This window comes from Paenibacillus sp. NPDC058174, from assembly GCF_042883865.1.
GTDB lineage: Bacteria > Bacillota > Bacilli > Paenibacillales > Paenibacillaceae > Pristimantibacillus.
In genome coordinates, this window is the sequence record NZ_JBHVUY010000003.1 from 201,177 (window position 1) to 214,502 (window position 13,326).

Annotated in this window: 7 protein-coding genes; 6 read left to right on the forward strand and 1 reads right to left on the reverse strand. The window is 51.0% G+C overall.

From position 1 onward, the window contains the following. Nucleotides 1-80 precede the first annotated feature (80 nt). The 5 genes from ACFVVF_RS17105 (at nucleotide 81) to ACFVVF_RS17125 (ending at nucleotide 7,229) form a co-directional block, all read left to right on the forward strand. Nucleotides 81-1,025, forward strand: a complete 945-nt coding sequence (locus ACFVVF_RS17105) for an ABC transporter permease (RefSeq protein ID WP_387812000.1) — start codon at nucleotides 81-83, stop codon at nucleotides 1,023-1,025. 18 nt (nucleotides 1,026-1,043) lie between these two features. Further along, nucleotides 1,044-1,928: a carbohydrate ABC transporter permease gene (locus ACFVVF_RS17110; RefSeq protein ID WP_387812003.1), complete on the forward strand. Its 885-nt coding sequence runs from the start codon at nucleotides 1,044-1,046 to the stop codon at nucleotides 1,926-1,928. Nucleotides 1,929-2,027: 99 nt separating this feature from the next. Continuing rightward, nucleotides 2,028-3,689 (forward strand): extracellular solute-binding protein, encoded by a 1,662-nt coding sequence (locus ACFVVF_RS17115; RefSeq protein ID WP_387812006.1) that lies wholly within the window; start codon nucleotides 2,028-2,030, stop codon nucleotides 3,687-3,689. Between the two features lie 126 nt (nucleotides 3,690-3,815). Continuing rightward, nucleotides 3,816-5,654 carry a sensor histidine kinase gene (locus ACFVVF_RS17120; protein WP_387812009.1) on the forward strand — a complete coding sequence of 613 codons (1,839 nt, stop codon included), beginning with the start codon at nucleotides 3,816-3,818 and terminating at the stop codon, nucleotides 5,652-5,654. Nucleotides 5,655-5,657: 3 nt separating this feature from the next. Beyond that, nucleotides 5,658-7,229: a response regulator gene (locus ACFVVF_RS17125; RefSeq protein WP_387812012.1), complete on the forward strand. Its 1,572-nt coding sequence runs from the start codon at nucleotides 5,658-5,660 to the stop codon at nucleotides 7,227-7,229. 924 nt (nucleotides 7,230-8,153) lie between these two features. Here the strand turns inward: ACFVVF_RS17125 and ACFVVF_RS17130 are convergent. Then, a complete protein-coding gene (locus tag ACFVVF_RS17130; RefSeq protein WP_387812014.1) occupies nucleotides 8,154-12,530 on the reverse strand; it encodes a helix-turn-helix transcriptional regulator in 4,377 nt (1,458 codons plus the stop codon). Nucleotides 12,531-12,984: 454 nt separating this feature from the next. Here ACFVVF_RS17130 and ACFVVF_RS17135 point away from each other — a divergent pair, with 454 nt between their 5' ends. Next, complete coding sequence (locus tag ACFVVF_RS17135) at nucleotides 12,985-13,320, forward strand: hypothetical protein (protein ID WP_387812017.1); 336 nt, start codon at nucleotides 12,985-12,987, stop codon at nucleotides 13,318-13,320. The last annotated feature ends 6 nt before the right edge of the window (nucleotides 13,321-13,326 follow it).

The window sequence follows — 13,326 nt, forward strand, 5'->3', positions numbered from 1 at the left end:
AGCGCCCCGTCAAACGAATCTAAAAAATTGGGATAGGGTCAAAAATGATGGCCTTTTTTTCCCATGTCCGTTTCTATACGATGAAATGGAAAGGGGCAGAGACGATGTTCCAACACAAAGCAGGTCCTATCAAGTCATTCACTAGGCAGTGGCAATTGCAAAGCATGGTCCTCCCGGGCATTGTCTGGATGCTGATCTTTTGCTACATTCCGATGTTTTGGCTGATTATCGCCTTTATGGACTACAGCATTGCCAAGCCGATGCTGCAATCGCCTTTTGTGGGGCTGAAGCATTTCGAGGATTTTATGACGGATGACCGTTTCTGGCGCTCGATCCGCAACACGCTCGGGATGAGCAGCATTAAGCTCATACTGGGCTTTCCGATTCCGATTTTTTTCGCCCTGATGCTTAATGAAATCCGGAATATCCGGTTTAAGCGTACGGTGCAGACGATCTCGTACCTGCCGCACTTTATTGCCTGGACGATATTCGGCGGCATTATGCTTAACTGGCTGGGCGAGGGCGGTGTCATCAACCAGCTGATGATGGCACTCGGGCTTCAGGAGCGTGAAATTTTGTTCAATAGCGATCCGAAGTACTTCTGGTGGATCACTTATTTCTCCGATACGCTCAAGGAGACCGGCTGGAGTGCTATCATCTACATTGCTGCGATAGCGGGCATTGATCCGGGACTGTACGAGGCAGCGGAGCTGGATGGGGCCAACCGCTGGCAGCGGATGTGGCATATCACCATTCAGAGCATACGTCCTACCATCGCCATACTGTTTATTCTCGCGGTCAGCGGCATACTCGGCAGCAACTTTGAGCAGATCTTTATGCTGAAGAACAACATGAACTTGAGGATGGCGGAAAGTCTGGATTTGTACATTTATAACATGGGCCTGGTTTCCGGGCGGCATTCCTTTTCGACGGCGGTTCTGTTTGTTCGCTCCATAGTGGCACTAGGGCTGTTGTTCCTGGCGAACTATACATCCAAAAAACTAACGGGCGACAGCATTTTTTAAGGGAGGGAGGACGGCTGTATGGTAAAACGGAGAAGACTCCGCCGTATTGGTGTGTTTGAGGTCTGCAATGGTCTGCTGATGCTGGTTGTTTGTTTTATAACGCTGTATCCGATGTGGTTCGTATTCATTAACTCGTTCAATGCGCCGGAGCAGGCGCTGCTCGGCACGGTCAACTGGTTCCCCAAGGAGCTGTCGCTGGCAAGCTACAGTGTGGTGTTCAATGACAAAACGCTGATGAACGGTTTTTACATCACCACAATGCGTACCGTAATCGGCACCGCAGTGCATGTACTCTTTACCGCAATTGTGGCCTACGGATTAAGCAAAACCAATCTGATCGGACGCAAGCTGTATCTCAAAATCGCGCTGATTACCATGCTGTTCTCGGGCGGACTGATTCCTACATTTATTTTGATGACGAAGCTGGGCTTGTACGATAACTTCCTCGTATTCATCATTCCGGCTATGTACACGTTTTTCAATATGGTTATCTTTATGAGCTTCTTCCGCACCATTCCTGACAGTCTGGAGGAATCTGCGAAGGTGGATGGCGCTTCGGACTATGGTGTTCTGTTCAAAATCGTACTGCCCAACAGCATGGCAGTCATTGCGACCATATCGCTTTTTTCAGCCGTGTATCATTGGAATGACTACTATCAGGGCGTGCTGTACATCCGTTCGCAGGACATACTGCCGATGCAGACGATGCTGTATAAAATCATTGCTGAAAATTCAATGTCTTTCATGCAGCAGCAGGCAATGGCTCAATTCGGCGCAAGACTGCCAGGCAACTCGATCAAATTTGCATCGATGATGGTGGCAACGCTTCCAATTTTATTGTTCTATCCCTTTATTCAGCGCTATTTGGTCAAAGGGGTTATGATTGGAGCAATTAAAGGGTAAGCGTCCTGGGTCTGGCTAAGCCATCGTTCAGGTTTAGAGAGACAAAGGGTATCGATATACGAAACAAAATACAGCAGCGAATGAAAGGATGATGATGTCATGAAGCACAATCGCATGAAGCAAGGGGTCGCCGTAATTTTGGCCGTAATTCTGATGCTGAGCATGGCCGCGTGTACCAAGTCGGAGCCCAAAGAAAGCACCCCGACGGAAAAGCCTGCTGAAAGTACGCCTCCAGCGGGAGAAGCTGCACCAAATCCTGATGAACCGGCATGGAAGCTGGATACGAGCCCTGTAGAGCTATCCTGGTTTGTTGGTGCCTCCTGGTATGCCCATGCTTGGGGAGAGAGCTTGGCCTCCAAGTATGTGACCGAAAAAACAGGCGTTAACGTCAAGCTTGAAGTGCCCTCTGGCGAAGCCAATGAGCATATTACGCTGATGATGACCTCCGGCAAACTGCCGGACTTAATTACGATGGGCTCTTGGGAAAACGCTGTCAAAAAGCTGTGGGAAGGCGATCATGTATACGCCTTGAATGAATTGGCCGAGCAATATGATCCGTACTTCTTTAAAGTAGCAGGCGATGGTACGTTGAAGTGGTACCGTCAGGAGAATGGCAATACCTACGGTGTGCCGAATGATTCCTACAGCCCTAATCTCATGCATGAGACTGGCATGACGGCCGCGAATCAAACCTTCCTCGTGCGGAAGGATCTGTATGAGGAAATGGGAAGCCCGGACTTAAGCACGCCGGAGGGCTTCCTGGATGCCCTGCAATTGCTGAAGGATAAATACTCTAAGTATAAGGGCCAGTCGATCAGTCCCTTCTTTGCACAGGGCAATGTGCCTTACGGGATGACGGAGTACCTGCAAAATCTGCTCGCTGTTCCGCATGAACAGGAAGGCAAAGTATATGACCGTATTAATGACTCGGACTATATCAAATGGCTGAAAACGTTCCGCACCGCTTACGAGCGAGGGCTGCTTAATGTAGATTTTCTGGTAGATTCCGATACACAGATTGAGGAAAAGACGAATAATGCCCGTTATTTCATGATGATTCGTGAATGGAATGGCATGGCGGCGGTAAATCCGATGCTGGCTGCCAGCGCCAATCCGGATTCCCACTATATCGCAGTAGATGGACCGCAGAATAGTAAAGGCGACAGTGCCAAGCTGTTCCCAGGCAATATGGACGGCTGGATGGTTACGATGATCAGCAAATCGGTTAAAAATCCTGAACGTGCAATCCGCTTCTTGACCTACCTCGCCAGCGAAGAAGGGCAAAGAGACTTATTCCTTGGCAAGGAAGGCGAGACATGGGAGCTGGCGAATGACAAGCCTCAGTTGAAGGCTGATATGGTAGAACTGATTAGTACCGATATTGAGAAGCTGGAGAAAGAGTACGGGATTATGGACACCTATTGGATGATGCGCAACCCGGTCATTATCAATCAGTGGAGACCGGAGAAGGCTCCTGTTATTAAGCAGATGGAGGATTTTGCGAATAAACAGGCCGATATCGACAGCGGCATCTATAAAGGGTTAGATCCGCTGGGCGATTCCGACGTAGCGGTAGCCTGGTCGCGCATCTCTCAGAATTGGGAGGAAGTAATGCCGGAGCTGATTATGGCGAAGGATGAGGCTGCCTTTGATAAAATTTTTGAAAGCTTCCTTTCCCGCCGCGCGGGCTACGGCTTTGACAAGGTGATGGAATACCGTCAAACCGAGCTGGATGCACGAAAAGCAAAGATGGCGGAGTAAATAAGCCTATGTCTGCCGGTCACCGGGATGGTGGCCGGTATTCCCCTTTGTATTAGAGATATAGCAATGCCGCTCATGACCTGCCAGTAATATATGGTATATTACAGAGGTTGGGAGGTCTATTAAATGAAGTATATATTCACTAAATGGAGGAAGATTTATCGCAACTCCCGCATCTCTCAAAAGCTCTTTATCGCTTTTAGCATAACGATTGCGGTTCCCGCCATTATCGTAGCCTTTTTATTTATCCGCACGCAGGAGAGCCAGCTGTACAAGGATGCTATGGCGAACGGAAGCAGCCATGTGTCACGGCTTAACGAGCAGCTGCGGAGCCGGCTGGAGATGATTGAAAACGCTTCCTCCACCGCGTTGACGCAAAAGGCCTTTGTCGATTTTATTCACTCTAATATGCGTAGCGACGGCCTGCGTCTAGTGAAGTTCAGGCAGAACCAGTATGAGCAAATGAGCAATATTATTCAAAGCCATGAGATGATAAGCCAGCTTAGCTTTTACGTCGACAATCCGAATCTGTATGAAATCTGGCCTGAAATTTATCACTATGACAGGTTCACGCCTCAGAATTACTGGGAAGAGCTTCGGGATGAAGGCGGCGCGGCCTACCGCCTGTTCGCTCTCCAGAATGGAGAGCATACGCTGTCCTACTACCGGCTGGTACGGCTTCAGGGTCCGCAGCAGAAGCGTCCGAGCATTATGGAGATTCGCGCCAAGCACAGCGTTTTTTTCAAAGACATGCTGGAGGAGACGGGCGGAGATTTCTTTTCCGTTGTAATGGATGGAATGAATCCTTCTCAGACGGTATACAATCCTCGGCATACCTTTGTTCAACAGGCGGGGGAGGGGCTGGATGAAGTTTTTGTCCAGGTTCACCTGCAGCTGGATGCGCTGCAGCAGAACCGTCCAATTAAGGTTAGTGTGGGCGACCATACCTATTATGCGCTGTACCGTTATATCGCGCCGTTGAACGCCTATGTCGTGGATATCGCTTCGCATCAGGAGCTGATGAAGGGCCCTCGCAGCTGGTATGTATTTGTTGCGGCGATTGCACTAATCGTACTGCTGCTGATTATGCTGATAGTTTCGTATACGACCCGCCGCATTTTCCGCCGCTTGGACAGCGTACTTGCTTCGATGCGCAAGGTGCGTAAGGGCCAGCTGGATGCGAAAATCGATACCGGTCTGGGTGATAACGAAGCCGGCGATGAAATCGATGAGGTGGCTGTTAATTACAACAAGATGCTGGATGAAGTCCAGCACTTAATGACGCAGGTCGTGGATAAGCAGCTAATTGCTAAAAACGCGCAGCTGCACTCTCTGCATTCGCAAATCAATTCGCATTTTTTGTACAACGCGCTGGAGTCTATTCGAATGCAGGCGGAGGTGCAGCGGCAGCCTGTTATCGCCGATGCGGTGGTGTCATTGGGCTCCTTGCTTCGCTATAGCATGAAGTGGAACAGCGATACCGTGGCCCTTAGTGAGGAACTTGCGAACATACAAAGCTATATCCGGTTTATGAATTTCATGGAAGGCGGCAGCTTGGAATTAACGGCGGACCTTCCGCAGGAGGTGCTTCGTTATGCGATTCCAAAAATGTGCATGCAGCCTATTGTGGAAAATGCCGTTCATCATGCAGCCCCATTAGGCGGAAGCATACGCATCCAAATTACTGTATCGGTGGAAAATGACCGTCAGCTGCTTATCGAAATACGAGATGACGGGGCAGGTGTAGACCCGCAAACGCTAGCGAGTCTGCAGGCGGCGCTGCGGGGTGACTGGGATTCGCCGATTGTTGCCAGCAAAAACGGACTGGGCTTGGAAAATGTGCATAAGCGCCTTCAGCTTCATTATGGCAAAGGCTGCGGCCTATGGATTGAAAGCGAGCCGGGCGCCTATACTTGTGTGACGATACGCCTGCCTTGGGAAAATGTGAATCTTGGAGGGTGGTAGGGCATGATCAACATTCTGATTGTGGACGACCAAAAGCATATACGCGACGGTCTGCAGGCTATGGTGAGCCAGTTCCCTGTGAAGCCTGATGCCATTTACGTAGCCGCCAACGGGGCGGAGGCGCTGCAGCTATTGCGGCAGTATGACATTCAACTGGTCATTACCGACATTCGGATGCCGGAGATGGATGGGCTGGCACTTATGGCGCGAACCAAGGAGGAGCGTATTGGGGCGGATTATCTCATTATTAGCGGGTATAGCGATTTTGCTTACGCTCAGAAAGCGATTGGGCTGGGGGCAAAAGGCTATTTGCTCAAGCCTGTGAAGCGGGACGATCTGCAGGCTTCAGTAGAGCATATATGCCAGGAGATACAAGCGCGTCAGGAGCTTTCGCTCAGCATGAAGCATATGACCCGCCGGGCTCAGGAGACAGACCGCAAAGAGCTGTGCATGTTTATGCAGGGGGCGGCGAATGAGGCGGAGTGGATCTGCCAGACCGAGCAGCACCATCCGGAACTGTGGCGCAGCTATCGCCTGTGCCTGCTGCGGGAGCAGCTGTGGATTAACCAGCCAGGGGCAAGCAGCAGCCATAGTATGGAAGCTATTGCTTACCGCGTATATGGCAGCAAGGGTTATTTAACGCTGCAGCATGGCCCGCATCTGATTCTCGCGGTTGACGCTTCTGTAGACACGGGTGCACTGTCCGCTGCACTGCAGGCGGAGCAGCTTGATGCCGTCATCGCGATGACGGGTCCCCAGCAAGGGTTGAAGGAGCTTCCGGGGAGCTATACGCAGGTAATGGAGTTATACCGTCATAGCTATATTTTTCCAGACAAGCGCTGCATCCTGCCTGTGCACATGGAACGGCTGCAGCAGCAATGGCAGCTTCCCTATGAGGAGCTTTATGCGCTGTTCCAACTGATCGGCACCAAAAACAGCGGCAATATTGCGCAAGGCATCTCTGCGATATTCCATAAGGATGTTCTGCAGCGCTACCATATTCGCTATACGCAGCAGCTCATTGGGGCCACCGTTCAATTGCTGGAGGAGTACGAGCGCGTGATCCGCCCCTATATGGGCGAAGTGGCGCTGGATATGGAATGCTTGCGCAATCTGTTCGACTATCCGAGCATTCGCGATTATATTCAGGCGCTGCAACAGCAGCTGCTCCGGCTTAACCAGTTCTACTATGATTACAATTGCAGCTATCGCAACACACAGGACTTGAACGAGGCGATCCGCTTCATACACGAGAGCTACCACAAGCCGCTGGATCTCGCGATGGTCTCCAATCATGTGTCGCTGAATTATGCTTATTTCTCCAACATATTCAAGAAAAACGTCGGCAAAGGCTTCGCCGAATATTTGCGCGACGTGCGTCTTGATAAAGCCCGGCGGCTGCTGGCCGAGACGGAACATAAAATTGTCGACGTAGCAGCCATGGTCGGCTATGAAAGCTATAAAAGCTTCACGCGGGCATTCCGGGATGTCATGGATATGCAGCCGACAGAGTACCGGCAACTGATGCGGCGAAAGTATGAAAGGGAGGTCAGCTGCCGGGATACGGCGCTGTGAAAGCGATGGTTCGTTGGAGTAATTGGGGGCGTTTTGCCCCAATAAGCGCCCTTTTTCTCAATAAGGAAATGAATTTCCGCAGTTGTGAAGAAATGGCCGTAAAGTTACTTTTTCAATGAATACAGCGAACAAATAGAGAAATGTTCGACGTAATAGCGAATTTACTTACCTACCGCACTCGGCTCGAGCCTCTCATGTACCGCCTACCCGCTAACGCAACTTTTTTCGCAGCTAACTAGCTATATTTCTTTAATTTTGATCTGGATAGGGTGATATTGGGGCGTTTTGCCCCAATAAGCGCCCTTTTTTCTCAATAAGGAACTGAAATTCCGCTGTTGTGAAGAAATGGCTATAAAGTTACTTTTTCGATGCATATGGCGATCAAATAGAGAAATGTTCGACGTAATAGCGAAATTTCTTACCTACCGCACTCCGCTCGAGCCTCTCATTTGCCGCTTACCGGCTAACGTACCTTTTTTCGCAGCTAACTAACTATATTTCTTTAATTTTGAGCTGGATAGGGTGATATTGGGGCGTTTTGCCCCAGTAAGCGCCCTTTTTTCTCAATACGGAAATGAAATTCCGCTGTTGTGAAGAAACCGCCCTAAAGTTACTTTTTCAATGAATACGGCGATCAAATAGAGAAATATTCGACGTAATAGCGAATTTTTTTACCAAGCACCTCTCGAAGCCCAACAAACCAAAAAGCCCCACTCATTAGGGGGCTAATAATAACTATTAAGGCAAGACACGCTCGTCGTTAGCGTTAATAGCAGTTGTCTTGCCTCTTAATTTGCCTTCCTCGGCTGCTCCTTACGGAACAAAGCCGAGCGTAACTGCGCAAAAGTGACACCAAGCCCGTTCAATCAGCGGCACACCGATTGCAACCTCGGCGATAGTACCCGAAATCTCAGCCTCCAGATGCTACTGGAGCAGCTTTAGCTCCTTGGCCTGCATAATGGCTTTGGTGCGCCGGTTTACCTTCAGCTTGGCGAATATATGCTTCACGTGAACTTTGACTGTACCGACCGCAATGACAAGCCGTTCGGCTATTTCTTTATTGGAGAGACCTGCGGCCAGCAGCGCCAGCACCTCCAACTCACGTTCTGTTAGCGGCTCCTCCAGCGACTCGGTTTGCTCTGAAGGCACTTCTTCCTCCTCATTGTCTACGGTGGAAGTCTCTTCTTCTAAGGGCTGGCGCAGCACGATCATCATCAGCGCTTGGGAGGCCATTGCGAGCAGCACGCCGGTTTGTGCGGCATCAAGCACGCCGGCCGCATGGCGGTTCTCCAGATACAATACGCCTAGCAGGGTACCGTGAATTTTGACCGGCAAACAAAGCATGGATTGCGGGCAATTCATTGCTACGTAAGGGTTGCGGGTAATCCAGCTGTCCGGCTCCCCGTTGTAGGCGGCCGTTTCTTGCGTGCGATAAACATAGCGGACAATCCCCTCTGGCAGCAGCATGCTGCCTTGAAGCTCGCGATCAATTGCTGCAGCGGGTTCGTTAGGCTCGGCATAGACTTGAATGCGCAAATCGCCTTCATCTGCTGCCAGTAATGCGCCAGTGCCTGCGCCAGCGTACGTCATTATAATTGTCAGCAGCTCGGCAAGCATAGCGTCAGCACTGTTGCGTCCAGTGATAACACGGGTCGCGCGCAGAATGGCAGCCAATTCAGCAGCATCCAGAGCAGCATTAGCCCGATCTTGCCCTTCAGCACCAGCTGCTGTTTCGTCGTGTGCTTGTTCTGCATCTCGCGGACTGTCTGTTCTGGGCCAGATCTCATTCTCATTCTGCTGCCCGCTTAACCGGCCTGTGAGCTCCATTATTTTGCGGGGCAGCTCCCATTCCGTATAGCCTTCCAGTGCTAACCGGTCATAATGACGGGCTGCAGCCGTTCGCCCGCTGCGCTCGTAAAACCGTCCCGCAAGCTCGCCTCCAAGTGCTTTGGCGCGCAAATCACCGTATTCGAAAGCTTCTCGAATTGCCGTGTCATACAGTTGTTCTGCTTCTTTGTGTCGTCCTTGGGCCTCGGCATAAGCAGCATGCAGCAGCGTACAGCGCGCACGGAAGTTGATTTGACTGCCGTCAGCAAATTTGCGAAAACGCAGCAGCAGCTTTTGGATACGGGCAGCTTTGCATCGCGGCGGGTTCAGTCCTTTCTCCGTACATGAGCGGATTAAAGCGAGTGCTTCATAGAAACAGCATTCCGGCATATGCGGCAAATGGGTTGCATAGGGCTCGTACGGCGCAGCTTTGACGCTCCAAGCCGCAGCTTCCTCATAATCTCCTTCCAAGCAGAGCAATTGCACCTTGTACGTGCTGTACTGATAAAGTGACGTGGCAGCCGTTTCCTCTTGTCCGATACGGGCCAGAAACACGTCCTCTGAAAACCGCCCGTCGTTAAAGGACACAGGTGACTCCGTTCTTCCCTGCAATGCTGCTATCCACTGCAGGTACAAATAGAAGTTTTGCTGTACGAACTCGTCCTTCGTCGTATCCAGCACCGTCATGTACTCGGCAATTATGCGTTCCAGTTCACTGAGAGAGCTGCGTGTATACAGGGAATTAACATGTCCGCCCATCGCATAGCTGGCAAAAATATAATTGCCGGCGTTCATACCGTGGCGCATAGCCAGCGGCAAGTAGCGGTCGGCTTCACGAGCGTCTCCGGCAAAGCTGCTAATGACAGAGCTGTGCATCGTAAGTGCCATGCTGCTAGCCGATGCCATGCCAGTGCTTTCTGCTAGACGAATCCCTAGACCGCTAAGCATGCGGGCTTGTTTGTGACCGCGCCAGGCGGTTTCGGCAAGCATGCCGTAAGCGGAGAAGACGACTGAGGCAAGCGGTGATTGGCCGCCGCGCAGCGACAATCTTAGCGCCTGGCTTGTTAGCAGAAAGAAGATTTTTTTATCCGTAAAAAAGGTGGATGGCAAAATAGCAGAGATTTGATCTAAAGCTGCAGTCAGCTGCGGGTCGGTCATCTCTGGCAGCAAATGCAGCCGCTCGTGTGAGCGAGACAGCAGCCAGTTTGTTTTCCACTTCTCTGCAAGAAGCCGCAGCGGCCCTGGATTGGAAGAGAGACGGATACCTAATTCAGCCAAGCTTTCCAGTCCGAGCGCCGTTCCTTCGGCGTATTTGCCTTGATTAATCAAATGCATGATGCGGATCATTCGAATGCGGCTGCGCTCAATCGGGTTGCGTGCACGTAGCAGCAGGCTCTCGATTAGCTGCAGTGATTTTTCCGCCTGTCCGCACAAATAGGTACATTCCGCCAAGCGGGCATGCAGCTCAAAGCATAATTCAAAACGGCTGCTCCAGTGCCTCTCCTCCAGAAGCGAGCTGCCGTGGCTAAAATAGCCGAGTGCCGCATCGTAAGCCGAAGAGGCCAAGGCGCGATTGCCGGCCTTTACATTCAATTCTGCCAACAATAGCCTCTCTTCATCGCCTTGCAGCAGCCCTGCACCGCGGTTCATATGCTGCGTCTGCTCGAATAGCTGCTTGCCTCCATCCTCACCCGTACTTTGAGCGGAAAGGGAGTGTCCAATTGCCAAATGGAGCTGCGAGCGCCTTGTTTCATCAATGCGGCTATAAATTAGTTTTTGAATGCTGTCATGGACGAAGCGGGAATTTCCGTCAGGCAAGGCTGCAATCAGTCCCTCCCCTTCCAGTGAACGCCAGGCCTCCTGGCCATCATCATGCGTGAGCCCGCATCCTTGAGCGGCAAGCCCGGGAGTAAAGGTGCTGCCGATACAGGATGCCGCTTCTGCAAATTTGACGGCAGCCTGCGGAAGCAAACCTAGACGATACTCCAGAAGGCCGCCTACATCAAATTCCGCATCATCATCAGAGAGGGTATCAAGCTGCCATTGCCATATTTTTTTGTCAGGCTGAAGCTGTAATCGCCGTTCGTCGCGGAGCCTGAGCAGCAGCTGCTTGAAGTGAAACGGATTGCCCTCTGTCCTTGTGGCAATTGCTGCGCTCAGCGATTGCGTCTGTTCCTCATCTTCGCCAAGCGTAGCTGCTGCCAGCCGGTTTAACGTGGCCATCGGCAGCGAAGCAAGCTGGATGTGTTTGACGGTAATTTGCTCGGAATCGCTTCCCTTATCGTTCAAACCCGGGAGGGTTAAAGAGGCATGAAGCTCAGGGCGGTAGGCTCCGACCAGTAGCAGGTATTGGCATTCCGGGTCGCGGATTAATGCATCGAGAAGCTGCAGGGAGGAGGTATCCGCCCATTGCAAGTCGTCAATAAACAGCACCAGAGGATGCTCTTTGTCCGCAAGTACTTGTGCAAATCGGCGGAAGGCATAAATGAAACGCTTGCGTGCCTCAGAAGCAGGCAATTCTTCTTCACTTCCCGTCTCCGTCTCAAGCAGAAGACGGGCCTCGGGAATAAGGGCTGCAATCACACCGGCTACATTTCCAAGTGACTGGGTTAACCTGCTACGCCAGGCCTCGACGAAAGCTTCCGGTTCACCGAGTAATCGGCGAATGAGGCCCCGGAACGCTTTGACAATCGGCTCATAAGGAACGCCTGCTGCAAACTGCTCGAATTTGCCGGAAATAAAATAGTAAGAATCTGCAAGCTGACCGTCGCGGAACGTTTCCTCAATGAGTCTTGTTTTGCCGATACCAGCTTCTCCACATACATATATGGCCTCGGTTGAGCCGAGACAGACGGAACGGAAAGCTTGCTCAAGCTGAGCAGCTTCGGATTCTCGGCCGTAAAAGCCTGGAGCTCCATGCTGGGCGGGACTCCCTTGCTCACAGATTTCAATAGCTGCCATCAGGCTTCTAGCCGAGCTGAATCGGTTGTCTGGGTTTTTGTCCAGCAGCTTTAGAACAAGCTGATCTAGCGCCTCCGGAAGCTCAGGAAGACGACTGCGCAGGGTAGGCGGATTTTGCGCCAGATGCATATACATCCAGTCCAGCGGATCATCCGCTGCAAAAGGCAGATCTCCCGCCAGCATTTCATAGAAAATAATACCTAATGAGTACAGGGCGCTGCGTTCGTCCTCCTGCCGCCTCATCCGCCCGGTACGTTCCGGGGAGCAGTACGGCCAGCTCGCTTCACTAAGCGGTTCGCGGCGTTCAGGCTGCAGCAGCTGGGCTTCGCCGTCTGCCGCAATAGCAATCGTATTGGGACGTAAATCAGGAAGCGGAAAACCTAGTTTGCTGTTTGCGTCAAGCGCAGATGAAATGGCGCGAGCAAGTGACAGAAACTGGTCTGGCAGTATAGCAGGTTGTGTGAGTAACAGATCACTCAGCAAAACATAGGAGGCATTACTCGATTGTTCCAATTTGATAAGGGAAATAGAATTGCCGGCATTCGACATCTATAGCACGTCCTTCAAGCAATCTAGGTAGGGAAAGGATTCTGGCAGCCAGTTCGCCTCCTATTAGAGAAGGGGATCCTTTGCTGTCCAAAGCTACTGCTAGAATCAATATTTAATATGAAATGGATAAGGTTAATTATTCCTCTTATATTAGTCTATCGTCAGAGGTACGCTCTGTAAATTGTCGATTTACTAGAGATTTTGCAAGACACGGCTTATAAGATCATGCCATGCTGTCCCTCGTTTGACTTCCTATATTAAAGAAGCGCCGCCCTCTGCTCCATACCTCTTTTTGCGTATATTTAGGGATGGCAGAGGGTCGAAACTAGCGAAAATACCCCAAAGGGGTAATAGATTTTAACGGTTCTGCGCCTTAATCTTAGATATTGGAAGTCATTGAGAGGGAGGGTTTTAAAGAATGACGGCGGGGCACGATACCTCTTTCCGGGGAAGGCGCTTTGCGCTTATTGCGACTATTGTCATACAAAGTCTGTATATGTTGACGATTCCGCTCTGGTATATCGTTTCTATGTTTTCTGTCATGCTGTTTGACGATCCGAACGCTGAACGGTTTCCGCCGGTGCTTATTTTCTACTACAGTTTGCAGAGCTATCCATATGTCACTGTCATCATGATTGCAGTCTCCTGGCTGTTGTACCGTAAGCGCTATTACCGGAGGGCGGTACTAATGAATATTTTGCCTGTTGCTCTAATCGTTATCGGTCTGATCCCTATGTTGATTTGGGGGGAGTAGTGGCGC

Excerpts from the sequence above, each read along its gene's own strand:
- ACFVVF_RS17110 (WP_387812003.1), top strand. The coding sequence starts at position 1,044 with ATGGTAAAACGGAGAAGACTCCGCCGTATTGGTGTGTTTGAGGTCTGC.
- ACFVVF_RS17115 (WP_387812006.1), top strand. The coding sequence starts at position 2,028 with ATGAAGCACAATCGCATGAAGCAAGGGGTCGCCGTAATTTTGGCCGTA.
- ACFVVF_RS17105 (WP_387812000.1), top strand. The coding sequence starts at position 81 with ATGAAATGGAAAGGGGCAGAGACGATGTTCCAACACAAAGCAGGTCCT.
- ACFVVF_RS17120 (WP_387812009.1), top strand. The coding sequence starts at position 3,816 with ATGAAGTATATATTCACTAAATGGAGGAAGATTTATCGCAACTCCCGC.
- ACFVVF_RS17125 (WP_387812012.1), top strand. The coding sequence starts at position 5,658 with ATGATCAACATTCTGATTGTGGACGACCAAAAGCATATACGCGACGGT.
- ACFVVF_RS17135 (WP_387812017.1), top strand. The coding sequence starts at position 12,985 with ATGACGGCGGGGCACGATACCTCTTTCCGGGGAAGGCGCTTTGCGCTT.